The sequence below is a fragment of the Phycisphaerae bacterium genome, assembly GCA_024102815.1.
Taxonomy (GTDB): domain Bacteria; phylum Planctomycetota; class Phycisphaerae; order UBA1845; family UBA1845; genus JAGFJJ01.
In genome coordinates this window covers 105,545-130,644 of record JAGFJJ010000045.1, presented here as the reverse complement: position 1 = coordinate 130,644, position 25,100 = coordinate 105,545, and the positions used below count along the sequence as shown (strand labels likewise).

Here is a 25,100-nt window from a genome sequence, read left to right as displayed (position 1 = left end):
ATTGCGCCGTCTAGGATGGTCCCTCGATGCCACGCGGAGCATCCCGCGGGACGAGAGTCGGAGCTGACCTTGCCGTTGGAATTATCCCATTGGATTCATGCCGCGACGCACAAGCGCGTGCTTCTCGTCGGGGACCTGATCCTCGATCGCTATCTTTACGGAGACGCCGAACGCATCAGCCCGGAGGCGCCTGTACCCGTATTGCGCACCGTTGACCGCCACGAAGCCGTCGGCGGAAGTGCGAACGTCGCCGCGTGCCTGCGCGCCCTCGGCTGCGAGGTCACCTGCTGCGGCGTGATTGGCAACGATGCCAACGGCGACATACTGCGACGGATGCTGGATGAAATGGCCGTGGACACCTCCGGAGTCGTGGCGGTCGAGAGGCGTCCCACGACGACGAAGACGCGCCTCGTCGGACTTGCCCAGCATCGTCACCGTCAACAGCTCCTTCGTGTAGATGAGGAAGTTACGACGCCGCTCGACGCGGAATCCGCCGATACTCTTTGCAGCCGAGCGACCGACGCCATTCGCCGGGCCGATGTCGTTTGCATCGAGGACTACGACAAGGGCGCGATAACGGAAGGGCTGGTGCGGGCACTGGTTGACGCCGCTCGCGCGCAGAACAAGTTCGTGTTCGTCGATCCCGCCCGACTGGCGAACTACGGCCGTTATCGCGGCGTCAGCATTCTGACACCCAATCGCGCTGAGCTATCCCTTGCCGTCGGACGCCAGGTCGATCCGGTCGAGGAACTGGCTCCCGCGGCGCTGGAGGTGCTCCGCGGCATCGATGCCGCGGCGATGGTCGTCACGGCCGATCGAGATGGCTGCGTTGTCGTGCATCGTGACGGGAGGCGCACCCACATCCCCACGACGCCGCGCAGCGTCTATGACAACACCGGTGCGGGTGATGCCGTGCTGGCGATGCTGGCCGCCGCGACGGCCGCAGGTGCGCCGCTGGAGCAGGCCGCGCGCCTTGCCAATGTCGCCGGCGGGCTTGAGGTCGAGAAGTTCGGCTGCGTGCCCATCACCGCCGACGAGGTCCTCGCCGAACTCCGCCTCGAAGATCGCCAGCGCAACGGCAAGCTCCGAACGCTCGAAGAACTGCTTCCGGAACTCGCATTGCGACGCGATCGTGGAGAGACGATCGCCTTCACCAACGGCTGTTACGACATTCTGCACGCCGGGCACGTGGACCTGCTCCAGCGTTGCCGGCGCGAAGCGTCGGTGCTGGTCATCGGACTCAACGAAGACGCCTCTGTTCGGGCATTGGAGAAGGGTGACGACCGGCCGATCAACGCCTTCGACCTCCGCGCCCGTGTTCTCGGAGCGCTGGAGTGCGTGGACTACGTCGTGGGCTTTGCTGAGACAACGCCCGAAACTCTGATCCGCAAGCTCCGGCCCGACGTACTACTCAAGGGACAGGACTGGGCGGCCAAAGGCGTCGTCGGCGCCGAGTTCGTCGAATCGTACGGCGGGCGGGTCAAGCTCCTGCCGCTTGTCGAGGGACTGAGCACGACACAGCTCATCGAGCGCATCCGCCAGGGAGCCGGCAACCGTGTCTGACGTGTTTCGGGCGGGCATCAGCGAGCATATCCGCGTCGCCCAGGCGGCGATCGAGCAGGTCGATCTGATCGGTGCTATCGCTGACCGGTTGATTGCGACGTTCGAGTCCGGCAATAAGCTGCTCGTCTTCGGCAACGGGGGCAGCGCGGCCGACGCACAGCACATCGCCGCCGAGCTCGTCGGGCGGTTTCGATCCGATCATCGTCCGCTCCCGGCGATCGCGCTGACGACGGACACGTCGATTCTGACCGCCGTTGGCAATGACTTCGGTTTTGATGAAATTTTCGCGCGGCAGGTGAATGCGATGGCGTCGCCGGGCGATGCCGTCTGGGCCTTGAGCGTCTCGGGGCGCTCTCCCAATGTGCTGCACGGCCTGGACGCCGCCCGGGATCGCGGTGCGGCCACGATCGGCTTTACCGGACGCTCCGGCGGGTCGATGAAAGATCGGTGCGAGCTGCTATTTCAGGCAGACCACGAATGCAGCGATCGTGTGCAGGAAATCCACCAACTGGCGTATCACCTGATCTGCCAGCGCGTGGAGGCGTATTTTCCAGCATTGCCACAGGGGGCGTAGATCGCGTTGAAGAGCAGGCTGGTCGGGATGGGGCACCGCGCGGAAGCAAAGGAAGTACGGATATGAACATCCTGATTACGGGTTCAAGCGGGCAGATCGGCACCAATCTGGGTCTGGCCCTTCAGGAGCGCGGCGACCGCGTCACGGGGATCGATTGCCGGACCAACACCTGGACCGATCGCATCGAGACGCTACCCATCGACCTGACGAAGATTACCCATCGCGACCTGCCCGACGGCAAGCGTTTTGACCTCGTGGTTCACCTGGCCGCCAATGCCAAGGTCTTCGAACTCGTGGAACATCCACAGCGGGCGATGGATAACATCACCATGCTCTTCCACGTGCTCGACTACTGCCGCGTGAACCGCCTTCCTATCGTTTTTTCCAGCTCCCGCGAAGTCTACGGCGACATTCACCGCCACGTTACCGATGAGGCCTCTGCGGACTTCGTCGTGGCCGAGAGTCCCTACAGCGCCAGCAAGATCGCCGGCGAGGCGCTCATCTATTCCTTCGCCGAGTGCTATCAACTGCCGTTCCTGGTATTCCGATTCAGCAACGTTTACGGCCGATACGACAACGACATCGAGCGTATGGAGCGTGTCATTCCGCTGTTCATCCGCAAGATCGCCGAGGGCGAGTCGATCACCGTATTCGGCCGGGAGAAGGTGCTCGATTTCACCTACGTGGATGATTGCGTGGCGGGCATCGTGGCGGGGATCGACGCTCTGGCCCAAAGCCGGGTCAGCGGGGAGACGGTCAACCTCGCCTATGGGCAGGGTAACTCGCTTGTCGACGTGGTGAACATTGTCTCGCTGGCACTGGGGGTGACGCCGAAAGTCACGTACGAACCTGCCCGCGTCGGCGAGGTGACGCGCTACGTCGCAGACATTACCAAGGCACGAAACCTGCTGGGCTACAAGCCACAGGTTCCCCTCAGCGACGGACTGATCCGTTCCGTGGAATGGACGCGGAAGACGGGGAAGATCTGACCCTGCGCGAGAGCGGCCGACGGTAGGACGAATCGCCCGCGGCAATTCAAGACACAGTGCATGGATCCGGAGAACGTCTGCGCAGGCGAAAGCCCGCGGTTCGCTGCGGGTGACTGATACACCGCTCAACGGGCCGGCGACATCATCTCCAGCAGCCCCTGTACGTCGCGCGCGAGGCGTTGCGTCGAGGTGTTTGCCGACGGAGTCGGTCCGGATGAGCTTGATAGAGCGGAGTCGTCGGGGATGTTGGCGGCGCGAGCCATCGCCCGAAGGTCGGCGGCCGTGTCCCGCGCGCCGATCAGCGCATCGGAGATCGCCTGGCGGTCGGGCCCCGTCGTCATGGTAAATACGGAATCGCCCGATTTCGACGATTCCTGGAGAACGGTCGCTTCCACGCCGCTGCTCATCGTAACCGGTGCGGACACCTCGGGTTGATGAGGAATCCGACCCGTCATTCGCCTCGCCTGGGCCGTCTCAGCCTTGAGCTCACGCACCGTGTTCGCGGCCAGTCGCTGCGTTCGCTTCGACTCCTCGCCCAGCGTGCGAACGGCAATCACACTCTTGCGGACCTGCTCGATGGCCAGCCGCATGCGATCACTGAGTCGCTCCAGGTGCGTCTCGCGGTCCGCCAGATTCCGTTCGCGCGCCTGCAACCGGGCAAGCAGCGATCGGGCCTGGCCGCACGCGTGGTCGAGTTCCTCACGGAGCCCACGAGCCCGGGACCGCGACGCGACCGTCAGGCCGAGTTCCTGTTCGATTGCCGCCAGGCGCTCACCCAGTTTGTGCATGTCCACATGGAATGCGGGATCAAACGCTCCGCCCCCCTGCCGAATTCCCGGAGCACCAACGGCGCGCTCGATCGCATCCCGCACGCGCATCGCGGTTTCGTCGGCCAGACGAGTCTCGCGCACGCGCGACTCGAGGTCGTGCATGCGCCGGGCGATGACGTCGAGCGCGATACCCTCCCCCTGGGTTTCCTTCGGTCTTGCCTGCGGCGACCAATCCTCGTTTCCTGCCGGCATGCCAAGACCCATGTCCTTCGAATCCAGCCGGCCGCTCTCCCGGGCCTCGCCCTCGGAGTCCAGCACGACCATCTGCTCGATGACGGAGCGCATGAACGGCCCGTCGACGCGACGGCGGTCGGACGAGTAGGCGCTGAGCATCGCGTTGTCGCACAGCGTATTGATCAGTCTCGGGAGCCCTTGCGATTTCTGATGGATGAGCTCCACGGCGTCGGCGTTGAAGACATCAAGGTCGGTTCCGCCGGCCACGGAAAGTCGCAGGTGGATATAGCCCTCCGTGGCGTCGAGCGTCAGGGCCGGCAGATGATAGCTGCGGAATATGCGTTGTCCGAGCTGGCGCAGGTGCGGTGACGTGAACCGCCGCTGCAGTTCCGGCTGGCCGACGATCACGATCTGGAGCAGCTTGGCGTCGTCCGCTTCCAGATTCCCCACCGTTCGAAGCTGCTCGAACGCCGCCACCGGCATGCTTTGCGCCTCGTCCAGCACGAGCACGACCGGCACATCCTGGGCGAACTTGGCGAGCAGAAAATCGTGCAGTGCCCGAATGCACCGCGCCGGACCGGCCGCGGCATCCACGGGCAGACCGAATTCCGTGCAGACCGATTCGAGCAGGTCATCCGTCGTGCGGACGGCGTGGTTAATCGTGGCGAAAGCGATGCGCTCGCCAAAGCGGCGAAGCATCATCCGGGTCAGCAATGTTTTGCCCGTTCCGACTTCGCCGGTGAGCAGCACGAACCCCTTGCGCTGCTCGACCGTGTACACCAGCGACGCCAGCGCCTCTTCATGGTCCGGTGTGGAATAGAAGAAACGCGGGTCCGGCGTGTTGTTGAACGGCAGCTCGCGAAGTCCGAAAAAATCGGCGTACATGCGGGAATCCCGTAGGACCGACATCCGGCAGTTCAAGCCGGACCCGTCCCCGCGCGATATCGGTCCCTTGCGGCCTGCGCTTGAGGAACCACCCCGCTTCTTTTGGGACGATCCGCAGGTGCTTCGAGCAGGCCGGCGCCCCCGGGCCCGGCTTTCTGCCGTCCGCCGCCGCCCTATCGGACCGGAATATTCAGAACCGTCCCGTCGCACCCGATAAGTGCGCAGAGACGCTCGAAGGTCCGACCATGCGCATGAACTATCGACCATCCGACACGTACGCCCCGGCGCGGATCCTATCGGCCCCTTTGGCACGTGCGGGTCACTCCGGTCCTCGTGCAGGCACCTGCGCCACCGCGGCAATCGTGGTCGCTGCCTCGCTGCTGGCCCCCGGCTGCGCGTCGAGGAAAGCGGACATGCTCCACTTCCTCCGCGAGCATGAGCACAAGGTCTCGGCCATCGAGTATCGCGTCGGTATTCCGGACGCCGTGGCCATCAGTGCTCCTCGAATCCTCGAGATCGACGGCACGTCCCAGGTGATTCAGCCCGACGGCAAGATCAACCTCAAGCTTCTCGGCGAGATCAAGGTCGTGGACATGACCGCCAAGGAGATCGGCGCGAAGCTGGAGGTCCTGCTCAGCCGCTACTATGTCGATCCCAAGGTCGCCGTGCGCGTGGTTTCCTACCAGAGCAAGAAGTACTACGTGCAGGTCAACGAACAGACCCAGGCCGTCCCCTACACCGGACGCGACACACTCCTGGATGCGGTGGTCAATGCCGGCGTGGATTTCCGTTCGTGGACGACGCAGGTCAAGGTGCTTCGTCCGACGCATGGCGAAGAACCCATCCGCACGCTCACGATCGACGTCAATCGCATGATCAATCGTGGAAACTGGAGCGACAACATTCTCCTGGAGCCGAACGACGTGGTCGTGGTCCCGCTGACTCCGTTTGCGTGGACCGTCAAGCGGCTGCACGAACTGATCTGGCCGGTCAGCCCGCTGGTCCGCAGCTACACGGCGCCGGCGCAGCTCCGCGATGCCAACGACGTCTACCAGAACGACTCGAGTTCGACGGTCATCTACAGCGGAGGTTCGAGCGCGCCGTTCTAAGCACCGAGGAAAGTTCCCTCATCCGCAGGGAAGCCAGGGAAGAGCCATGGGAAGAATCGCCGACGCACTGAAACGAGCCGAGATGGAGCGCGAAGCCGCGCGCGGCGGCGAGGCGGAATCCGCAGCCGCAGCCGTCGCCACCATCGAGGCTCCGACGGAAGTCGAAGCCGGATCGGAGAACGCCGCGTCGGAGGAACCGGCCGCGTCCCGGAAACCCAGCCTCGACGTCGTCACCGGTCTGCATGAATCACTGATCCCGTTCTTCCAGCGGTCCTCGAGCGTTACGGAGCAATACCGCTCGCTTCGTACACGGCTTCTGAGTCAGAATCCGCAATATGAACACCGCGTGCTCGCCATCACCAGCGCCATTCCGCGCGAGGGCAAGAGCGTCACGACACTGAATCTCTCCTGCACGATCGCGGAAATCCGACACTTGCGTGTCCTGGCCGTTGATGCGGACTTCCGCCGCGGATCGCTGGCCCGCATGCTGAAGGTCAAGGAAGGGCCCGGGCTCGCTGAAGTGCTCAGCGGGAAGGTGAATTACTCCGACGCGATTCAGCCGACACCGATTCCCAACTTGATGTTCATGCCCGCCGGTCGGACACACGGCCGACCCGCCGCGGAGATTCTCGCCTCGGCGGCCACCCGCCCGATTTTCAAGCGGATTCAGAACGAATTTCACTACACGATCGTCGACACGCCGCCGGCGACGACGGTCACCGACGTGGGCATTATCGGGCAGGTGTGCAACGGCGTGGTGCTGGTTGTCCGACTCCATCGCACGGACGAAGCCGCGGCCAAGCGTGCCGTGCGCCTGCTCCAGTCGAACAACATCTCCATCGTGGGATGCCTGGTCGTGGGGCGCGATCGACCCGGCGGACGGTACGGCTACGGCTACCCTTACTACCGCTATTACCGCTACGACTATCGCGAAAAGGAAACGTCGCGTTCGTCGCGTTAGGAAGAATTTCGAATCAAGGAAGCATCATGATCGAGGGGCGTACCATTGTGTGTCTGGCCAGCGCGTGGGATTACGATCCGACGAGCAAGCACCAGATCATGAAGATTCTCGCGGAGCGCAACCAGATCATCTGGGTGAACTACCACGGGACACGCCGCCCGAACCTCAACGGAAAGGACCTTCGCGCCGCGTGGTCGGCCCTGCGGCGTTTCGCCCGGGGCATCGTCCGCGTTTCCCCGAATTTCGTGCACATGACGCCGCTGGTGGTGCCGGGCGTGACCGATCCGCTTCTGGGATCCGTACACCGGCGATTGCTGGTGAATCAGATTCGCCGTGCCATTCGCACCGTCCCCGGAGCGTCCGATCGTCCCCTGCAGATCTGGTCGTTCGCCCCGGATGTCGCCTGCCTGATCGATCGATTCCGCACGGAGCGCTTCGTCTACTACTGCGTGGACGACTACGCAGGTTTCGAGGGACTGGATTCCGAACGCATCATGGAATCGGAGAATACGCTGGTCGACCGGGCGGACGTGGTCATCACCACCAGCGAGCTGCTCTACCGGAGCAAGCTCCAGCGGCGCAGCGATGTGGCGCTCGTTCGCCACGGGGTGGACTTCGACCATTTCGCCTCCGCGTGGCGAAATCCGCCGCCCCGCCCGGATGACATCGCCGGCATCAACCGACCCATCTTCGGGTTCTTTGGACTGATTCACTTCTGGATCGACCGCGCCCTGATGGCCGCCCTCGCCAGATCCCGACCACAGTATGCCTTCGTCCTGATCGGCGACCGCGCCACGAGCACAGCCGAACTCGACGGGTTGCCCAACGTGTACTTTCTCGGTCGGCGACCCAATGCCGAGCTGCCCGCCTATTGCGCCGCGTTCCGCGCGGGTCTCATGCCCTTCGTGCGCAGCTCCATGACCCGCAGTGTGAATCCCATCAAGATGTACGAATACCTCGCCGCGGGCCTGCCGACGATCTCGACCAGGCTGCCGGAGGTGGAACGTTTCGCCGGGCCCGTGATTATTGCGGACACGGCGGAGGCATTCGCCCAGGCCTGCGACCGCTTCGCCTACGGCGAGCTCAACGGCACACGCCAGAAGATCAGTCGCTACGTTGCCGCCGAATCCTGGCGGTCCAAGGTCGAGGTACTCTCGCGAATCGTGATGGACGGCGAAATTCCGGACGAAGCGCCTTCGACACTCCAACAGGCCGCGATGCCGGCGGAAGAGCTGTTTCCCCACGATCCTCAGACCGCATCCCCAGCACCTGAGGCTTCGTCCTGCGCAACCAACCTTCGACTGACTTGATCGTCACGGCCCCTGACCGTGCCGGGGATCCGGACTGCGCGGTTCCACGTGGATGGAGCGCTCGATACCTGAACGATCACCCCTCCGCCGCCTCGTTGGCACACGCCGGCGTTCGGATAAGATGGCCATCTCGGAGGACCTTCACGGAGCCAATCATGCGGCGGACGTGCTTGCACATACTTATGCCAATGCTTCTGGCAGGCATCCAGCTCCCGGGTTGCGGCACGGCCTATGTCGCCGATTATCCCAACGCTCTCACCTCGGCGGATGGTCGCGTCATCGTACTTGGTGATGTGCAGGCCATCGTGGACGACGGTTCGCTTTCCGAATCGGAGAAGCGCGAAGCGCTCCGTGGATTGGGGATCGAGGACGAGCAGATCATTGACGCCCTGCTGGAGCTGTGACGCGCTGCGTGGGGAGGGCGTCGGGCTGATCAAGAGAACGGGCGGTTCTCGCCTGTCCTGGATGGCGGCTGGAAATGAAGAGGGAGTCTTCCTGTCGTCCGGCGAACGGCCTGCTCGCGGACTGTCCGATGCGTGTTCGAATCTGTCTCTACTGCGTGGCGCCGCGACCGGTCAGGCGACAACTTTCACGTTGGTCGCCTTGGGGCCTCGCTCGCCCTGCGTCGATTCAAATTCGACCTGCTCGCCCTCGTGAAGCGTACGGTGACCCGCACCCTCAATGTCGGTGTAATGGACAAAGATGTCCGAGCTGCCGTCAGAGGGGGTGATGAACCCGAATCCTCTGGTGTCATTAAACCACTTGACCGTACCCTTCATCGTACTTCCTCGACATGCTCCCACCCCGCGCACCGGCCAACCTGAAACAAACATTGCTTCGCAAACCCGGGGCCGAGGCGCAGACGGGTGAAATGCTGCGTAAAGTATGAGCGAATTCCCTGGGGCCGTCAAGAAACGTCCCGGAACCGCGGCGCGAGAAGGTCGCATTGCATTCGCGGCGCCGGTTTGGACGGTTTCGAGCGTCCACCGTCGTATTGGGATTCGGCGGTCCGTGCGCTATGCGCGGTCGTATTTGAACGACAGCATCACCCGCGCGCGGTAGGCGGTGACTTTGCCGTCCTCCACCTTCATGTCCAATTTCTGCACTTCCGCGACCCGGAGGTTCTTGAGCGTCTTGCCTGCTTCCTCTACGGCCATCCGGGCAGCGTCCTCCCAGGACTTCTCGCTCGTGCCGACCAGTTCGATGATCTTGTAGATGCTCTCAGACATGTCCGTTGCTCCAGTTTGACCATGCCGGATGCTCGGCTCGCCCACGGGCGCGGCCCTTCCCGACACAGGATCAAGGCTAACCTCCGGCCGACCAGACGTCGACCCGATGTCCCGACAACGTCTTACACTCCTTTCTGAACGCCGGGGAATATTCGCAACGTCTCATGCAATTAGGAGTGGGGTTCACGCACAAGGCACGCCCAAGCCCAAGGGGAAGCGCGAAACGTCAACCTGCCCTCAGGCAGAGTCAACGAAAGCCCAATCTTCGCCGGCGTGACGCACCGGCTTATGCGATGCAGGTCGGGCGAGCCCTTCGTCCGGCCTGCATCGCTCCCCCTCCAGATCCCCCAGAGAATCGCGTCGCAACGCCGGAAGCAACGCAATGCGCCATAAGAACGAGACGGGGCACAATTGGAAAGCCTGGAAGCGTCAGGGGCCGGCGCTGCCCTGCACGGCCGGTGTCGTTGTGGCGGCTTGCGCGGACATCCGGCGCTGGCGCGCCAAGCGGCAGGCAAGACGAATCGCTTCGGACATGCTGCCGGCGTCGGCGGCGCCCGTGCCGGCGATGTCAAAGGCGGTTCCGTGGTCGGGGCTGGTGCGAATGATCGGCAATCCCAGGGTGATGTTCACGGCACTGTGGAAGGCGAGCATCTTGACGGGGATCAACCCCTGATCGTGGTACATGGCCACAATCCCGTCGTAGCGCGAACGGAACGCCGTCGTGAACAGCGAATCCGCGGGGAATGGGCCTTCGACATCGATGCCGCTGTTGCGGGCCAGTTGCATGGCGGGCTCGATAATCCGGGCTTCCTCATCACCGAACCGTCCCTCCTCGCCTGCATGCGGATTGAGCCCGGCAACGGCGATGCGGGGATGTTCAATGCCGAACCCGTCGCGAAGCGCGACATGAAGCAGATCGATGGGCTGAAATACCAGTCCGATGGTGAAATGGTTGCGCAGCTCGAACAACGGCAAATGGATGCTCGCCAGCGCCACGCGAAGTCGCCCGGCAATGAAGGCCATGGTCACTCGCGAAGCACTGCAGGCATGAGCGAGCCTCTCGGTGTGTCCCGGGAAGGGACATCTAGCCAGGTTCCAGCTCACCTTGTGAATCGGTCCCGTGACCAGGGCGTCGATGGAACCCTCGCGAGCGTGGGCGATGGCGTCATCCAGAAAGGCCAGGGAAGCTCGTCCGCCCGATTCGCTGGGCCGTCCTGTAAACCAGTTGCCGCGGGCGAACTCCGGGTAATCGCAGACCACGACGCCCGTATCCACGTGCCACTGTCGGCTGTGGGGCACGTCGAACCAGAACGGCGCGATTCCGGCTCCGTCCGCCGCCGCGAGCAGTTCGTCATGCAGGCCGTAGATCACGAACCGCCCAATCGACCGCAAATCAGGGTCGGCCAGGGCTTTGACGATGACTTCGCCGCCGATGCCGCTGGGATCCCCCATGGTGATCCCGATCAGCGGGCGGGTCTGGTTCAATGCGGACGCGGCAACGTTGTCACGGGCAGCGGGGCTCATAGGAAGTCCGCCGCTTTCAGTTTTTCCAGGGTCAGACCACCCTCGTCGCGCATTCGATCCAGGCAATGAACCACGGTCCGTGTAATCACATCGGTCTCTACATTGACATGATCACCGACAGCCAGCTTGGCCAGGGTGGTCCGTTCAAGCGTCGTGGGAATGAGGGCGACGGAGAACAGGTCGTCGCGCAGGTCGGCGATGGTCAGCGACACGCCGTCCAGTGCCACGGAACCCTTGGGCACGAGATAGGACCGCAGTGCGGCCTGCGGGCGAAGCCAAGCCACCCACTCCTTCGGCGACACCTGGAGTCGATCGACGCCGGCCGTCCCGTCGACGTGCCCCTGCACAAAGTGCCCGTCGATGCGGTCGCCCGCCCGCAGGGATCGCTCCAGATTGACACGGTCACCGACTCGCTTCCTGCCGAGCGTGCTCTTTGCCAGCGTCTCCGCGATGACATCGAATGTCAGCAAGGGCGCTTGAACGGCGGTGACCGTCAGGCAAACGCCGCTTACGGCAATGCTCGCCCCGGGAACAACGCCATCGACGACGGCCCGCGCCTCTATGGAAAGCGCCCGCCCGCCGGAGACGGTGTTCACGGCTCGAATGACGCCGGTTTCCTCGACAATTCCGGTAAACATGCACGCCGCTTTCAACGCGTAACGAGCGTCCTTTTAGGACGTACCTCGCACCGCTAATCATGCTAGAGCCGAGATGAAGAGTGTCAAGGAACTTGCGGCGGGGGCAAACGGCATGGCACTGCTCGCAGAGGCCTTATTATCGGCTATGCAAACCAACCCAGCTTTCCGTCGCGTCGCTCCGAAATCTTGTTCAGCGCCAAGCTGCGCAAACCGGCGTCTTGCCTTCATCCTGAAATGTAGGTGATTGCCCTATCGAAAAAGCTGCGAGTCAATTGCGTTCCCGAGCTATCCGATGTCCCGAGTGTGGGAACGGTCCACGAACGGTCCGTTCGCGGGTCAACCGCTCGTGCGGGAGGCCGCGCGCGGAAGGACTGCCCCTTCGGATGATCGCCATGGACGATAAAATCGAGCATCTTGAAGACCTGCTGGCCGTTGTCGCGAACCTCAACCAGGCCGCATCGGACGTCGCATGCGATGATCTGAGCACGCTGGCGAAGATGCACGGCTGGTGTGAAGCGATCGTCCTGGCGTGCGACCCGAACGGTGTATGCCCCAACAGCAGTGCCGCGAAGCTGGCAGGCGAAATCGGCAAGTCGCTTGCAGGCATCATCCTGGACGAGATACCCGACGCGGAGCAGGCACTTCATCAGACGCAAGATTCCGCCAAGAAGCTGGGCGAGTTGGTGCAAACGCCGCAGCCTGAGGGTGCGCCGAGCGAGACGGCATCGCAGGCCTCAGCCAACGCCGCCCTTTCAGACGCGGAAGTCGCCCAGCGGCTCGATCGAATCTTCGATGACGGCAAGGAGCCTTCCGCGGCGACGGATTCCGTTCCTTACGTGGATTTCGGCAGCGAGAAGCCTGAGGAGCAGGCCCCGGCCGCTTCGACTTCGACTGCCGCTGAAGCCAAAGCCGTGGAAGCCTACCAGCAGGAACCCCTGCTGATCGACGAGAAAGAGCAGGACTTTGTCAAGGGATTCATCGAGGAAGCGTTTGAGCACATCGAGAACATCGAGTCTTCGGTATTGGAAGTGGAGCGCAGTCCGGGTGATACGGCCCGCATCGATGACCTGTTTCGGCCTTTCCACACCATCAAGGGCGCCGCAGGATTCCTCAATCTTCGGGACATCAACAGCCTGACGCACGTGGCCGAGACCCTGCTCGACCAGGCCCGGAAGGGCCAGCGTCCCGTCACGCCGGGGCTTATTGATCTGATCTTTGATGTCGTAGACGTACTGAAGGCCCAGATTCAGGCGGTATCGACATTCCTCGAGTCGCCCACGTCCGGACCCGTACCCCAACCGCCCGTCAGCGAGTTGATCGGATTCCTCAGGGAAGTCGTCGCGGGAACCATCGAGCCGCGCGGACGCCAGTCCGGCGGACCCGCGCGCCTGACGGGGGAACAGCTCGTCGAACGCGGCGCCGTTGCACCGGAGGCCGTGCAGTTTGCGGTGGATCAGCAGGAGCATGGTTCGTCGAAGCCGGTGGGTGAAATCCTGCGCGATAATGATCTGGTGACGGCGCGACAGGTCAGCCAGGCCATGCGCGGCACAGAGGACGGGATCGCCAGTGCAGCCGTTCGCGGTGACCAGTCCGTACGCATCGATACGCACAAGCTTGACCAGCTCGTGGACATGGTCGGCGAGCTGGTCATCGCTCAGGCTCAGGTGAACTCCCATGGGCTCATCGTGACCGATCCCAAGCTCAGCAAGGGCGTCACGCAGGTCACCAAGATCGTCCGCGATGTCCAGGAAGTGGCGATGGCGATGCGCATGCTGCCCATTGCCTCGACATTCCAGCGAATGGCGCGGCTCGTCCGCGACGTGGCCCGCAAGGCGGGCAAGCAGGTCGAACTGATCATTACCGGTGAGGAAACCGAGCTCGACAAGAATGTCATTCAGCAGATCGGCGATCCTCTGGTGCACATGGTGCGGAACGCCGTGGATCACGGCGTAGAGCCGCCCGAGGAGCGCCTGGCGGCGGGCAAGCCCCAGCTCGGCCGCATCCATTTGCGCGCCTTCCACCAGGGCGGCAGTATCGTGATCGAAATCACGGACGACGGACGGGGCATGGACGCACGCAAGCTGGTTGCCAAGGGCATTGAGAAGGGGCTCGTTCGACCGGAAGAGGAGTTGACGGACCAGCAGGCCTTCGCCCTGATCTTCGCCCCGGGTTTCTCCACCGCGAAGGTGGTGACGGATATCTCGGGTCGAGGCGTGGGCATGGATGTCGTCCGTCGCAACATCGAGTTGCTTCGCGGGCGCGTGGACATCTCGTCCGAAATCGGCAGGGGAAGCACGTTCTCGATTCGACTCCCGCTTACCCTGGCGATTATCGACGGCATGATCGTGCGCGTGGGGAATGAGCGATTCATCATTCCCACGCTGACCATCGAGCAGTCCCTTCGGCCGACGCCGTCGCAGGTGACCACCGTGCAGCAGCGCGGGGAAGCGCTGTCGCTGCGCGGGAGGTTGATCCCCTTGATTCAAATCGGGCAGTTGTTCGGCCTGGCCGACCGCGTGGAGCCCTGCGAGGCGATGGTCGTCGTGGCGCGCTGTGACGACGGGCGGATTATCGGCCTGGTTGTCCACGAGCTTCTGGATCAGCAACAGGTGGTCATCAAGTCGTTGGGCGAACGATTCAAGGGAATTCGCGGCGTGTCCGGCGGCGCCATCCTCGGCGACGGACGCATCGGCCTGATCGTCGAGCCGGGAGGAATCGCCGCGGCCTACGACCGGGAAGCGTTACCCAGTCTCTGCCGGCCGTCGGCAACGCCCACTTCCGCGGTACCTCTCGGCCTGGAAGCAGCGGACGCACAGGACATTCCGGAATCCGCCGCCGTACCGGCAGCCCTTTGACCCATTTGCCATTTGGGAGAAATGCAATGCAGGACCTGATGGACACGCCCGTCGCTCAGCAGGAGCTGGAACAGGATCGCTCGCTTGGAGGGAAATATCTGACATTCCTGCTCGGCGGCGAGGAATACGGCCTGGAAATTCTGAAGGTGCGCGAGATTATCGGCATCATGGACATCACCAAGGTTCCGCAGACGCCGTCGTTCGTGGAGGGCGTCATCAACCTTCGGGGCAAGGTGATTCCGGTGATCGATCTGCGGGCCAAGTTCGGCCTGGAACGCATCGCTTACAACGAGCAGACATGCATCATCGTCGTCGACGTGGGTGCCCTGATGGGCATCATCGTCGATACGGTGTCCGAGGTGCACGACATCGTGTCTTCGGATATCGAACCGGCGCCGAGCTTCGGCTCGTCCATTGATACGAGCTTTATCCTGGGCATGGGGAAGGTAAAGGACACGGTGAAGATCCTCCTCGACATTGACCGTGTTCTGACCCAGGAAGAGCTGGTCCGGATCGCCGACCAGGTCAGCGGCGCGTAAGTCAGGCGTCGGGCCACTCGGTTTCCGCTGCGGAAGACGGAAGCTCGACGGACGTCGGTGGTGAAAGCGTCGCCCGGGGGAAATCGGGCCACGTTCGGGGATTGGATCATCGATGGACCAAGTCGTGGATATCGCTGATGTCAAGGTCTCCAGCAACCCCGGTTGCACCCTGGTGACCTATTCGCTGGGCAGCTGTATCGGGGTGACGGTCTGGGATCCCGAAGTCCGCGTGGGCGGCATGATCCACTACATGCTTCCGGATTCGTCGCTATCCAAGGAGAAAGCCGTCGCCAATCCCGCGATGTTCGCGGACCTGGGCATTCCCAAGCTGTTTCGTGCCGCCTACGAACTCGGAGCCACCAAGAAGCGCATGGTGGTCAAGGTCGCCGGCGGGTCACAACTCCTGGACGATGCAGGCACGTTCAACATCGGCAAGCGGAACTACGTCATGCTCCGCAAGATCTTCTGGAAGAACGGCGTACTCATCGACGCTGAGGACGTGGGCGGGAATATCAGTCGCACCGTACGGCTTGACGTCGGCACGGGACGCGTGACGGTCCGGAGTCAGGGTCAGGAGGTCGAACTATGACCACGATTGCGGAGATCGTCGCCCAGGTGAAAGCGTTGCCGGCCTTGCCGGACACGGCCTTGAAGCTGATGAAGGCCGTGGGGGATCCGCGAAGCAGTGTCGACGACATTGTCGAGGCCGTGCGATACGACCAGGTGGTCACGGCCGATGTGCTTCGACTCTGCAACTCCGCGTACTTCGGGCTGTCGCGAAAGATCACATCGCTGAGTGACGCGATGGTATGTCTGGGGACCTCCCGGGTGCTGCAACTGGTCATGTCCGTGCATACGAACTCGCTGCTGGCGCGGCCTCAGGAAGGGTACGGGCTTGCACCGGGCCTGCTATGGAAACACTCCGTGGCGGTGGCGTTGGCGTCCTCGGCCATCTCGACGATTCTCAAGCTGCCGAGCGCGGCCATGGCCTTCACCGCCGGGCTCCTCCACGACATTGGCAAGGTGGTGCTGTCCAACCATGTCTCGCGCGAGTTCGAGGAAATCATGCGCCTCGTCACGGAGCGGAAGGTCAGCTTTGGGGAGGCCGAGCAGGAAATCCTCGGATATTCTCACGCGGAGGTCGGAGCGCAGATCGCCGAGAAATGGTCACTCCCCGAGACGATTGTCCGCTGCATACGCTTCCACCATACGCCCCACGATGCCCATCCCGCCGATCCGCTTGTTGATGCGGTCCACATCGGGGATTGCGTCTGCCTGCTGCTGGGAATCGGAATCGGTGAGGACGGACTGAGCTATCGGGCGGACGGTGCCGTGATGGAGCGCTGCGGTCTGCGCGAGGCCGACCTGGAACGAATTGGCTTGGAGGTAACCATGGAACTTCAACGCGTGCAGGCGTTGTTCGCCCAGGGCACGACCGACGCGGTAGGGACGGGGGCGAGGTAGGAGACGACCGATGAATAGAGACATTCTCATCGTCGACGATTCGGCGACCATCCGCGCCATGATCAAGCGGACCATCCGCATGACCGGCCTGGACGTCGGCGATATTCGCGAAGCCGCCAACGGAATCGAAGCCCTTGCCCAACTGCACGACCACGATTTCGCGGCGCTGCTCGTGGACATCAACATGCCCACGATGAACGGCGTGCAACTGCTCACGCGTATGAAGCAGGTGGATCGCCTGCGCGACATTCCCGTCGTCGTCGCCTCGACCGAGGGAAGTCAGCAGCGTATCGCCGAACTGCGTCAACTGGGCGTGGCCGGATACGTACGCAAGCCCTTTCAGCCGGAACAACTTCGTGACGTGCTGATGCCTATTCTCGGAGTACTGCCCGATGGCAAGACCGAATACCGGGACGCTGACGACGATAGTTTCTGATGTGCTCGCCAACCTCGCCTTCCTCTTTACAGATGGCGACAATGCGAACGGAGCAGGCACACTCGAAACCGAGCGGGTCTGGCACACGCGCGTCAGCTACTACGGCCCCTGCGCGGGGACCCTCTGCCTGACAAGCCCGCAGGCCTTCGCCGAGCTGCTCGCCACGAACCTGCTGGGGCTCGACCGCGACGACCCGGATCTTCCCGCGCGGGCGGAGGACGCCGTCAAGGAGTTCATGAACATCCTTTGCGGGCAGTTCATCACCACGGTGCACGGGTCCGAGGACGTATTCAATCTGTCAATTCCCTCCGTGGAGCATGACGGCACCGGACCGCTGAACACGGAACGCGGCGTGGCGACGGACGTGCTCTGCGTCGAGGGAATTCCACTGCGCCTGATCTGGTGGGCGGTCGATCTCGCCGGTACCGGGAAGTCGCCATGATCGCGCCACCCACGACCGCCGCAACCGAAGACATCTCCAAGGAGCAATACGAGCGCTTCCGGAAGCTCATCTACGCCGAGAGCGGCATCAACCTCGGCGCGGAGAAAGCGCAGCTTGTTCGCGCCCGCCTGGGGAAACGCCTTCGCCAACTGAACCTGAGCTCCTACGGCGAATACTACGAACTTGTCCGCAGCGACAAGACGGGGGCCGAACTCTGCAACCTGCTCGACGCGATCTCCACGAACACCACGCACCTCTTTCGCGAGAAGCGACACTTCGATCTGCTTCATGAACTAATATCGCGCTGGTGGAAGTCCGGAATGAAGCGCCGTTCGACGGACAACTTCCGCATCTGGAGCGCCGGTTGTTCCAGCGGCGAGGAGCCGCACTCCATTGCCATGACCATTGCCGATGCCCTGGAGGGAAATCGGCGCGCGGATGTCCGCATCCTGGCGACGGACATCTCCACGCGCATGTTGAAAACCGCTCGTGAAGCGGCTTATGAAACGCATCGTCTCGGTACGGTACCGCCCGCCTACTGCTCGAATTACTTTGAGAAAATCCATGACGGGCAAGGGGCGAAGGCCCGGCTGATTCAGCCGCTGCGGGATCTCATCACCTTCGGGCGTTTCAACCTCATGGCCCCGACGTTTCCGTTCAAACACGGGTTTGACGTCATTTTCTGCCGGAACGTGATGATCTACTTCGACCGCCCGACGCAACAGGGCCTGGTCAATCGATTCGCCATGCATCTTCGCCCGGGCGGTCATTTGTTTATCGGGCATTCGGAGAGCCTTAACGGAATCGAGCATCCGCTCGCCTATGTGGAGCCGACCGTATACCGAAAAAGCTAGCGCCGGCGACTGAAGCGGGCAGGCCCCGGATTTCGTCGCGATCGGCAGGAGTCAAACGGTGAAACGCAATCAGCCCATCAAAGTCCTCATCGTCGACGACTCGCCGATTATCCGCTCAATTCTCACCCGGGTGCTCTCCGACCAGCCCGACATCAACCTCGTCGGAGGTGCCAAGGACCCCTTCGAGGCCCGCGACCTCATCGCCCAGCATCGCCCCGACGTCATCATCCTTGACATCGAAATGCCGCGCATGGACGGCATGACCTTTCTCCGCAAGCTCCGCGCTCACTACCCCGTTCCCGTGCTGATGTGCAGCGGGGTCGCCCCGGCCAACAGTCGTCTGGCCCTCGAAGCCATCGAGATCGGAGCCGTCGACGTCGTCGCCAAACCCAATGCCGGCGGAACGGCCGCGATGGTTCACCTTGGCGAGGAACTGGCGGACAAAGTCCGCGCCGCGGCGATGGCCAGCGCGCCCAAGCCGCTCATCGCGGCGAAGCCGGCCGTCCCGGAGATCTCCTTCCGTGCCGCGGGAATCGATCCCCAGCGTTACCTGATCGCCGTGGGCGCATCCACCGGCGGAACCGAGGCCATCAAGGCGTTGCTCTCGCGTATGCCGGCCGACTCTCCTCCCATCGCCATCGTGCAGCACATGCCCGTGGGGTTCACGGCGTCCTTCGCGGAACGCCTGAACGATTTCTGCCCGCTGAAAGTCAGCGAGGCTGTGGAGGGGGATGAGCTGATTGCCGGGCGTGCGTTCATCGCCCGTGGCGACGCCCAGCTCGTCGTTCGGGTGACCGGCACGCGCCGCACGCTGGCCTACGCGGGCAACACGCCGGTGAACCGCCACTGTCCCAGCGTCGACGTGCTCTTCCATTCCGTCGCCGAGAAATGCGCCCGCCAGACGGTCGGCATCATCCTGACCGGCATGGGCGCAGACGGTGCCCGCGGTCTGTTGGCCATGCGCCAGGCGGGCTCCATCACCTTCGGCCAGGACGCCGCCAGTTGTGTCGTGTACGGCATGCCCAAGGCCGCCGCCGACATCGGCGCCGTCGAACATGCGGCCTCACCGACAGAAATGCCCCGGCTGGTCGTACAGGCATTGCGCAGGATCGGCTCACCGGCGCGCGGTGCCGCGATCCGAACATGATCGCGTCCGGGCCACGTCCCAGAACGCCACCTCGGAATCACGCAGGCCAATCCGGAGAATTCCGGACGCATGGCCGCCGCTGGACGCATCGGCTTGCGAAGGCCGCGGCGATATCCCACGCTCTGCCTCGGGGAATCATTGCGACTGGAAACGGAAAGTCCGAGACATGTCATGGTACCGCTTGATCCCAATCGCATGCGCTCGCCGCCGACGCCGATACGCCCCAGCCACCTGCTGGAATTGGTGATTGCGATTCTGGCCGGAGCCAGTTGGATTCTGTGGGAAAACGACATCCTTACGGATCGGGAGGCGGTCACGGCCCTTTTTGCGACGGTTGTCGCCCTGTGGACGGCACTGATCTACAACGTGCTCCGCGCACGCCCTCCGAGGCACGAATCATAGGCTTCTGAGACAGCCCTTCCCTGCATGGAGCATCTACGATCTTATCGGACGGCCCTCTCGAGTTCATTTCCGGACCTTCGCGAACCTCGGTCCGGGTTTTATTGGTCTGCCCCCTACTACCTGCCGAAATACCGTTGAACGTCTGGCGTTGCGGTGACGCATGCATGGGTTCCGGGTTGGGCTGGAACCGCCCGCGCCCTCAATAAAGGAGATGAGTCGATGCGAAAGGTTGCCTCTGTTTCTCTGTTGTTGGTCGGTACTCTGGCCATGGGTGGCTGCGCCATGTTCAACAAGAACACGCCGGCCAACCAGGCGGACTACACGGCCATGTCCGTCCGTTTCGTGCTGCCGTCGGGATTTGAGCCGGCCGGTCCGGACTTCCAGGCGAATACACGCCTGACTTCGTTCAGCGATACCTGCACGAATCACTGCTCGAAGGGCTGGTCCTTCTTCGGTTCGAATTGCTCGAATTGCACGAACCACTGCTCGGGTTGCTCGGATTGCACGAAGGTCGTAAAGAACTGCAATACGGGTGGCGAAACCACGTACTGGAACACAAAGGCCTTCACGGTCGCCGACGACTGCACGAATGGGAACTGCACGAGCACGTACGCCCACGGCGATTGCGGCGGCCACTGCGCCCACGGCAACGGCACGACGTGCAACACCTGCGCCTGGGTGGATGCCACCAGTCCCTACCATGTCGTGCTCTGGGGCAAGAACATCAACGGTCAGGACGTGACGTTTACGTCTGCGCCGCTGGAGCCCGGCCCGTACATCTTCCGCTTCTTCGACGTGGATGACGGCGACATCTGGCAGGGTTGGCTGAGCATCAATCACACGAACGGCCTGCTGGATACCTATCGCCAGTGGCGCGACGGCGTACGCGACTACAAGCAGTGGCTGGGCTATGAAGCCGGCGTTGCCGGAAAATTCGACAGCGGCGATGCGGGCGACTTCCGCCAGTTCCAGAAGCAGGTTCGCGAGTTGGATCGTCTCGAGAATCGCATCAATCGCGCCATCGCGCAGGAAGCGGCCGAGCAGGCCCAGTTCCAGACGGCGTTGACGGAATCCTTCAGCTTCGCCGACGTGTTGCTCATGCCCGGCGGGACCGAGCCCTTCTTCCCGACGACGAACCCGACATTCAACAACCAGGATCTCAACTTGGTCCGCAGCGGCCAGCCGGTGACCAAGGTCGTCCTCGCCGCCGACTACGACCAGACCATGGGCAAGCTCCAGCGTCTGAATGATCTGCGGAGCGACCTTCTGGGCATCCGCAATGTCCTTCAGGAAGAGGCCAAGCGCCTGGTTCGCCGAAAGAACTACTTCACGGTCACCGACCACCTGTATCACCACAATCAGCGCTTCGTCACGAACGAGATCCGCTTGCAGCGGACGCTGGCGCAGATCGACCGCCTGAACGACCAGGTCGCCGACTGCCGCGAGCGGGCCATCGGTCTGGCGTTTGTCGCCGAGATGCTCACGCCGAACGACAACTTCAACGTGCTCGATCAAGTCAAGAGCGAACTGGACCGCGAGCGCGTCGTGTTCGACACCGAGATGCAGCGTCTCGACAGCCTCTACAACCGCAGCAAGGTGACAAGCGCCAATCGCGTCGCCCTTCAGGGTGAGCGGCAGCAGACGCAGGCGATGCTGCAAAACCTCGATCAGCAGGCCGACGCCATCAACCGCGCGAAGGGGACGCTGACCACGCTGGCCAAGAACAGCACGGTCATCTTCCAGCACGGACCGACGCGTCTCGTCTCGGCAACGATGGTCAATGACAACGTTCCGGTGCAGGTGGCCAACGCCCTTCAGCAGGAGTGCGTCCTGTCCGTCCGCCTGGATCACGTTGACCTGCCGGAAACGACGACGACTTCGACGGTCACGCAGACGCAGCGGACCGATTTCATTCAGACCGGCTTCAGCGGCTATTGATCCGCTGAGCGATTGGTCTCTTGAGGGCGGCCGCGCCGCATTCCGCAACGTTGTTGGGACGCGGAACGCAGGCCGACACGCAACGCGTCAGACCGGCCCCCATCGGAATCGGATTTCGATGGGGGCCTCTTTGCGCGCCGCCCGGTGAACCGTCCCGTTTTCGCAGCGCTAACGCCCCCCTGCTTGTAGGCCCCCTGGTCCGGACTAGAATGACGCGCTCAGCACTCAAGTGGCATTGATGTACGGTCGGAGTCGAGGGCCCCAAGAAATTGGACCTCGCGAATCGGTGGTCCCTGCCCCACCGGCGTACCGCTCAAGGGGAAGCCCCCCGGGGCCGAACATTCTCACAGGGCGCACGAGGCGAGTTTGATAGCAGTTTCGGCCACCCGCTGGCGCTGGAAGTGTGTCGTCGCGGGACATTGAGAAGTGGTCTGATTCGCCCTCGATGCGACGTAACATATTGTTCCTAAGAGAGTTCCGTCGTAATCAGGCGGTACTCGACGGGGACGGAGTCTGCCCGAAGATCATGCCTCCCCTGCTGTGACGGATCGAAGAAGGATGCCCCACAAGCCCACGGGGCTCGAAATGAGTACGACCCGACAAGCCAACCTGATGCCCGCGGATCGTGCGGCCGCTGTCCCGCCAGCCCCGCTTCTGTCGGAAGCAGGGACCTCTTCCCCGAAGCCCGATGGAGGCACGATCCGCGCCCGGGCCGTCCGCGGCTCGATCTGGACGATCCTGGGGTACGGTACGTCGCAGGTCCTACGACTGGCCGGGAACGTGGTCCTGGCCCGCCTCTTGGTGCCCGAGGCGTTCGGCCTGATGACACTTGTTAACGTCGTGCTTCAAGGGCTTCAGATGTTCTCGGACGTGGGCATCGGCCCCAGTATTATCCAGAATCGACGCGGCGATGACCCGGCCTTCCTCAACACCGCCTGGACAGTGCAGGTCATCCGCGGAGGCGCTCTCTGGGTCGCGGCATGCGTCCTGGCCGTACCGCTGGCGAGCTTCTACGAGCAGCCCGAGCTCGCTGCACTGCTGCCGGCAGCAGGACTGTTCGCCCTAGCGACGGGATTCAACTCCACTGCACTATTTATCCACAACCGAAACCTCGCGTTGGGCCGATTGACGATGCTCGAGCTGCTGGCACAAGCGCTGGGGCTGACGGTCACCATCGTATGGGCCGTGCTGCACCCCACGGTCTGGGCGCTCGTCGCCGGAACCGTGCTGGGTGGGGCCATCAGGATGACGCTCTCGCATCTGTTGCTTCCTGGGGTGCCCTGCCGACTCCGCTGGGATTCACAAGCCGCGCGGGAACTCGTTCATTTCGGGAGATGGATCTTCCTGAGCACGCTCACGACGTTTCTGGCCGCTCAGTCCGACAAGTTGATCTTCGCCAAGACCATCCCCTTCGCCATGCTCGGTGTGTACGGGATTGCCTTCCTGTTCGCCACGATGCCCACGCAGGTCATCGTGCGAATCGGATCGAGCGTGGTCTTCCCGGCCTACAGTCGCGTCGTGCGCGAAGGCGGCAACCTTCCATCCGCTTACGTCCGCGCTCGCCGCCCATTGCTGCTCGTCGGCGCGGCGTTGATCACGTTGACGATCGCCTCGGGGCCTTACTTTGTTCGATCACTGTACAAGCCTGAGTTCCATGCCGCCGGCGGGCTGATGCAGCTCCTGGCCGTCATGGCCTGGTTCCAGATTCTCGAATGCACCAACGGAAGCGCCCTGCTGGCCACGGGACGTCCATCGTGGGTCGCGGCCGGAAATTTCGCGAAGCTCGTTGGACTTATCGCGCTGATCCCGTTGGGCTTTGGACTGTATGGATTTTACGGAGCGGTCGGCGGCCTCGTGCTCGCCGAGGCCTGCCGTTACCTGGTGTCCGCCACGGCCGTCCGTCGTATCGGACTGCCCGGCATCGGTGCCGACGTGCCGTTCATTTTCCTGACCGCCGGCGCCGCGGCCGCAGGAGTCGTCCTGGCGTCGGGTCTCACCCGAACGGGCTTGCCCGACGCAGCCGTGTTTCTCCTGGTCGGCGCGACCGGTGCTGCCGCATGGGCAATCGCGCTGTATCGCATGCCCTCCGTGCGGAGGATGTTCGCATCGTGAAAATCACCTTCGTCCTTCCGGACGCCAATTACCTCGGCGGCACAAGGGTCATTGCCATTTACGCCGAGCGACTCCGTCGCCGAGGTCATCAGGTCTACGTGGTCTCGACGCCGCGCCGACCGATTCCCATCAAGCAGCGTTTTCGCAGCCTCGTCGATGGAAGAGGTTGGCCGAGCGCCGAGTCCCGCCCCGCTTCCTACCTGGACGCCACAGGCGTGGACCATCGCGTGATCGACCGTTGGCGGCCGATGACGGACGCCGATGTTCCCGACGCGGATGTAGTTATTGCGACGTGGTGGGAAACCGCCCATTGGGTCGCGGGATTCTCGCCGCGAAAAGGGGCCAAGGCCTACTTCGTGCAGGACTACGGCGCGCATGGGGGGCAGCCGCTGGATAAGGTCGCGGAAACGTGGCGGTTGCCACTGCACAAGATCACCATCTGCCGCTGGCTGCGTGATCTCGTCGTCGAGCACTGCGCCGGGAGCGAGATCGACCTGGTACTCAATAGCGTGGACCAGGAGCAGTTCCAGGCCCCGCGGCGCGGCAAACAGCCCGCACCGACGGTCGGAACCGTCTATTCTCGTCGCCCCCAAAAGGGATGCGACACGGCCTTGGCGGCGGTGCGTCTCGCCCGCGAGCAGATCCCCGCGCTGAAGTTGATCACGTTCGGCGGCGGACCGCCGTCGGAAGATCTGCCCCTGCCACCGGGCACTGTGCATAACGGTCATGCCCGCGAAGATGAGTTGGCCACGATCTATGCCGGTTGCGATGCGTGGCTCTTCTCGAGTCGCAAGGAAGGATTCGGGCTGCCGATTCTGGAGGCCATGGCGTGCCGTACGCCGGTCATCGCCACGCCGGCCGGTGCCGCGCCGGAGTTGCTCGAAGGAGGCCGAGGACTCCTGGTGAACATGGACGACGACGCCGACATGGCTCGGGCGATCGTTGAGATCTGCCGCATGGACGAGGCTACATGGCAGGCGATGTCTGACGCGGCATTCGAAGCCACACGGGCCTATTCATGGGACGATGCCACGGACCGTTTCGAAGCCGCCCTTCTTTCCGCGACAAGAATGACAGCCGCGACGTAGCCGGCCGGGCGCGGACTGCGAACACGAACGAAGACGG

24 protein-coding genes are annotated in these 25,100 nt (G+C 63.1%); 19 read left to right on the top strand and 5 right to left on the bottom strand.

Annotated elements, in window-relative coordinates:
* Nucleotides 1–15: 15 nt before the first annotated feature.
* From J5J06_10145 to J5J06_10135, 3 genes are all read left to right on the top strand, one after another.
* On the top strand, nucleotides 16–1,563 hold the full coding sequence (locus J5J06_10145) for a bifunctional heptose 7-phosphate kinase/heptose 1-phosphate adenyltransferase (protein MCO6437436.1): 1,548 nt from the start codon (nucleotides 16–18) through the stop codon (nucleotides 1,561–1,563).
* Nucleotides 1,556–2,137: a D-sedoheptulose 7-phosphate isomerase gene (locus J5J06_10140; protein ID MCO6437435.1), complete on the top strand. Its 582-nt coding sequence runs from the start codon at nucleotides 1,556–1,558 to the stop codon at nucleotides 2,135–2,137. Before J5J06_10145 ends, J5J06_10140 begins: the two co-directional genes overlap by 8 nt.
* Before the next feature lie 62 nt (nucleotides 2,138–2,199).
* Entirely contained in the window at nucleotides 2,200–3,126 is a 927-nt protein-coding gene (locus tag J5J06_10135; GenBank protein MCO6437434.1) for an NAD-dependent epimerase/dehydratase family protein, read from the top strand.
* Between the two features lie 125 nt (nucleotides 3,127–3,251).
* Here J5J06_10135 and J5J06_10130 read toward each other — a convergent pair whose 3' ends face one another.
* Nucleotides 3,252–5,015, bottom strand: a complete 1,764-nt coding sequence (locus J5J06_10130; protein MCO6437433.1) for an AAA family ATPase — start codon at nucleotides 5,013–5,015, stop codon at nucleotides 3,252–3,254.
* A gap of 251 nt (nucleotides 5,016–5,266) precedes the next feature.
* Between J5J06_10130 and J5J06_10125 the strand changes: the two genes are divergently transcribed.
* The 4 genes from J5J06_10125 (at nucleotide 5,267) to J5J06_10110 (ending at nucleotide 8,799) form a co-directional block, all read left to right on the top strand.
* On the top strand, nucleotides 5,267–6,124 hold the full coding sequence (locus tag J5J06_10125) for a polysaccharide biosynthesis/export family protein (protein ID MCO6437432.1): 858 nt from the start codon (nucleotides 5,267–5,269) through the stop codon (nucleotides 6,122–6,124).
* Between the two features lie 46 nt (nucleotides 6,125–6,170).
* Nucleotides 6,171–7,085 carry a CpsD/CapB family tyrosine-protein kinase gene (locus tag J5J06_10120; protein MCO6437431.1) on the top strand — a complete coding sequence of 305 codons (915 nt, stop codon included), beginning with the start codon at nucleotides 6,171–6,173 and terminating at the stop codon, nucleotides 7,083–7,085.
* A 26-nt stretch (nucleotides 7,086–7,111) separates the two neighbouring features.
* A complete protein-coding gene (locus tag J5J06_10115) occupies nucleotides 7,112–8,395 on the top strand; it encodes a glycosyltransferase (protein MCO6437430.1) in 1,284 nt (427 codons plus the stop codon).
* Between the two features lie 155 nt (nucleotides 8,396–8,550).
* Complete coding sequence (locus J5J06_10110) at nucleotides 8,551–8,799, top strand: hypothetical protein (GenBank protein MCO6437429.1); 249 nt, start codon at nucleotides 8,551–8,553, stop codon at nucleotides 8,797–8,799.
* A gap of 171 nt (nucleotides 8,800–8,970) precedes the next feature.
* On the opposite strand, the gene J5J06_10105 is transcribed toward J5J06_10110, so the two are convergent.
* The 4 genes from J5J06_10105 to J5J06_10090 all read right to left on the bottom strand — a co-directional run bounded on the left by J5J06_10105 (nucleotide 8,971) and on the right by J5J06_10090 (nucleotide 11,786).
* Nucleotides 8,971–9,174, bottom strand: coding sequence for a cold-shock protein (locus tag J5J06_10105; protein MCO6437428.1), 204 nt, complete (start codon nucleotides 9,172–9,174; stop codon nucleotides 8,971–8,973).
* Between the two features lie 237 nt (nucleotides 9,175–9,411).
* A complete protein-coding gene (locus tag J5J06_10100) occupies nucleotides 9,412–9,624 on the bottom strand; it encodes a dodecin domain-containing protein (protein MCO6437427.1) in 213 nt (70 codons plus the stop codon).
* A gap of 429 nt (nucleotides 9,625–10,053) precedes the next feature.
* Entirely contained in the window at nucleotides 10,054–11,148 is a 1,095-nt protein-coding gene (gene pdxA, locus J5J06_10095; GenBank protein MCO6437426.1) for a 4-hydroxythreonine-4-phosphate dehydrogenase PdxA, read from the bottom strand.
* Nucleotides 11,145–11,786, bottom strand: a complete 642-nt coding sequence (locus J5J06_10090) for a riboflavin synthase (GenBank protein ID MCO6437425.1) — start codon at nucleotides 11,784–11,786, stop codon at nucleotides 11,145–11,147. The genes pdxA and J5J06_10090 overlap by 4 nt, the downstream gene beginning before the upstream one ends.
* Nucleotides 11,787–12,178: 392 nt before the next feature.
* On the opposite strand from J5J06_10090, the gene J5J06_10085 reads away from it, so the two are divergent.
* The 12 genes from J5J06_10085 to J5J06_10030 all read left to right on the top strand — a co-directional run bounded on the left by J5J06_10085 (nucleotide 12,179) and on the right by J5J06_10030 (nucleotide 25,063).
* Nucleotides 12,179–14,641 (top strand): chemotaxis protein CheA, encoded by a 2,463-nt coding sequence (locus tag J5J06_10085; protein ID MCO6437424.1) that lies wholly within the window; start codon nucleotides 12,179–12,181, stop codon nucleotides 14,639–14,641.
* Nucleotides 14,642–14,679: 38 nt separating this feature from the next.
* Nucleotides 14,680–15,180, top strand: coding sequence for a purine-binding chemotaxis protein CheW (locus tag J5J06_10080; GenBank protein MCO6437423.1), 501 nt, complete (start codon nucleotides 14,680–14,682; stop codon nucleotides 15,178–15,180).
* Between the two features lie 112 nt (nucleotides 15,181–15,292).
* Entirely contained in the window at nucleotides 15,293–15,769 is a 477-nt protein-coding gene (locus tag J5J06_10075; protein ID MCO6437422.1) for a chemotaxis protein CheD, read from the top strand.
* Complete coding sequence (locus tag J5J06_10070) at nucleotides 15,766–16,644, top strand: HDOD domain-containing protein (GenBank protein ID MCO6437421.1); 879 nt, start codon at nucleotides 15,766–15,768, stop codon at nucleotides 16,642–16,644. Before J5J06_10075 ends, J5J06_10070 begins: the two co-directional genes overlap by 4 nt.
* Before the next feature lie 10 nt (nucleotides 16,645–16,654).
* Complete coding sequence (locus J5J06_10065; GenBank protein MCO6437420.1) at nucleotides 16,655–17,080, top strand: response regulator; 426 nt, start codon at nucleotides 16,655–16,657, stop codon at nucleotides 17,078–17,080.
* Nucleotides 17,037–17,522 (top strand): chemotaxis protein CheX, encoded by a 486-nt coding sequence (locus J5J06_10060; protein ID MCO6437419.1) that lies wholly within the window; start codon nucleotides 17,037–17,039, stop codon nucleotides 17,520–17,522. Before J5J06_10065 ends, J5J06_10060 begins: the two co-directional genes overlap by 44 nt.
* Nucleotides 17,519–18,376 carry a protein-glutamate O-methyltransferase gene (locus tag J5J06_10055; protein ID MCO6437418.1) on the top strand — a complete coding sequence of 286 codons (858 nt, stop codon included), beginning with the start codon at nucleotides 17,519–17,521 and terminating at the stop codon, nucleotides 18,374–18,376. The genes J5J06_10060 and J5J06_10055 overlap by 4 nt, the downstream gene beginning before the upstream one ends.
* A 58-nt stretch (nucleotides 18,377–18,434) precedes the next feature.
* On the top strand, nucleotides 18,435–19,523 hold the full coding sequence (locus tag J5J06_10050) for a chemotaxis response regulator protein-glutamate methylesterase (GenBank protein ID MCO6437417.1): 1,089 nt from the start codon (nucleotides 18,435–18,437) through the stop codon (nucleotides 19,521–19,523).
* Between the two features lie 171 nt (nucleotides 19,524–19,694).
* Nucleotides 19,695–19,925 carry a hypothetical protein gene (locus J5J06_10045; protein ID MCO6437416.1) on the top strand — a complete coding sequence of 77 codons (231 nt, stop codon included), beginning with the start codon at nucleotides 19,695–19,697 and terminating at the stop codon, nucleotides 19,923–19,925.
* 219 nt (nucleotides 19,926–20,144) lie between these two features.
* The gene (locus J5J06_10040; protein ID MCO6437415.1) at nucleotides 20,145–21,863 is read left to right on the top strand and encodes a hypothetical protein; all 1,719 of its coding nucleotides are present in this window, start codon (nucleotides 20,145–20,147) and stop codon (nucleotides 21,861–21,863) included.
* A 585-nt stretch (nucleotides 21,864–22,448) separates the two neighbouring features.
* On the top strand, nucleotides 22,449–23,975 hold the full coding sequence (locus J5J06_10035; GenBank protein MCO6437414.1) for an oligosaccharide flippase family protein: 1,527 nt from the start codon (nucleotides 22,449–22,451) through the stop codon (nucleotides 23,973–23,975).
* Nucleotides 23,972–25,063, top strand: a complete 1,092-nt coding sequence (locus J5J06_10030) for a glycosyltransferase family 4 protein (GenBank protein MCO6437413.1) — start codon at nucleotides 23,972–23,974, stop codon at nucleotides 25,061–25,063. Before J5J06_10035 ends, J5J06_10030 begins: the two co-directional genes overlap by 4 nt.
* The last annotated feature ends 37 nt before the right edge of the window (nucleotides 25,064–25,100 follow it).

Bases quoted from the DNA above. Each gene is read 5' to 3' on its own strand.
- J5J06_10135 (MCO6437434.1), top strand. From the start codon at position 2,200: ATGAACATCCTGATTACGGGTTCAAGCGGGCAGATCGGCACCAATCTG.
- J5J06_10070 (MCO6437421.1), top strand. From the start codon at position 15,766: ATGACCACGATTGCGGAGATCGTCGCCCAGGTGAAAGCGTTGCCGGCC.
- J5J06_10060 (MCO6437419.1), top strand. From the start codon at position 17,037: ATGGCAAGACCGAATACCGGGACGCTGACGACGATAGTTTCTGATGTG.
- J5J06_10040 (MCO6437415.1), top strand. From the start codon at position 20,145: ATGCGAAAGGTTGCCTCTGTTTCTCTGTTGTTGGTCGGTACTCTGGCC.
- J5J06_10045 (MCO6437416.1), top strand. From the start codon at position 19,695: ATGGTACCGCTTGATCCCAATCGCATGCGCTCGCCGCCGACGCCGATA.
- J5J06_10080 (MCO6437423.1), top strand. From the start codon at position 14,680: ATGGACACGCCCGTCGCTCAGCAGGAGCTGGAACAGGATCGCTCGCTT.
- J5J06_10035 (MCO6437414.1), top strand. From the start codon at position 22,449: ATGAGTACGACCCGACAAGCCAACCTGATGCCCGCGGATCGTGCGGCC.
- J5J06_10120 (MCO6437431.1), top strand. From the start codon at position 6,171: ATGGGAAGAATCGCCGACGCACTGAAACGAGCCGAGATGGAGCGCGAA.
- J5J06_10085 (MCO6437424.1), top strand. From the start codon at position 12,179: ATGGACGATAAAATCGAGCATCTTGAAGACCTGCTGGCCGTTGTCGCG.
- J5J06_10110 (MCO6437429.1), top strand. From the start codon at position 8,551: ATGCGGCGGACGTGCTTGCACATACTTATGCCAATGCTTCTGGCAGGC.
- J5J06_10105 (MCO6437428.1), bottom strand. From the start codon at position 9,174: ATGAAGGGTACGGTCAAGTGGTTTAATGACACCAGAGGATTCGGGTTC.
- J5J06_10145 (MCO6437436.1), top strand. From the start codon at position 16: ATGGTCCCTCGATGCCACGCGGAGCATCCCGCGGGACGAGAGTCGGAG.
- J5J06_10115 (MCO6437430.1), top strand. From the start codon at position 7,112: ATGATCGAGGGGCGTACCATTGTGTGTCTGGCCAGCGCGTGGGATTAC.
- J5J06_10090 (MCO6437425.1), bottom strand. From the start codon at position 11,786: ATGTTTACCGGAATTGTCGAGGAAACCGGCGTCATTCGAGCCGTGAAC.
- J5J06_10065 (MCO6437420.1), top strand. From the start codon at position 16,655: ATGAATAGAGACATTCTCATCGTCGACGATTCGGCGACCATCCGCGCC.
- pdxA (MCO6437426.1), bottom strand. From the start codon at position 11,148: ATGAGCCCCGCTGCCCGTGACAACGTTGCCGCGTCCGCATTGAACCAG.
- J5J06_10055 (MCO6437418.1), top strand. From the start codon at position 17,519: ATGATCGCGCCACCCACGACCGCCGCAACCGAAGACATCTCCAAGGAG.
- J5J06_10125 (MCO6437432.1), top strand. From the start codon at position 5,267: ATGAACTATCGACCATCCGACACGTACGCCCCGGCGCGGATCCTATCG.
- J5J06_10100 (MCO6437427.1), bottom strand. From the start codon at position 9,624: ATGTCTGAGAGCATCTACAAGATCATCGAACTGGTCGGCACGAGCGAG.
- J5J06_10075 (MCO6437422.1), top strand. From the start codon at position 15,293: ATGGACCAAGTCGTGGATATCGCTGATGTCAAGGTCTCCAGCAACCCC.
- J5J06_10130 (MCO6437433.1), bottom strand. From the start codon at position 5,015: ATGTACGCCGATTTTTTCGGACTTCGCGAGCTGCCGTTCAACAACACG.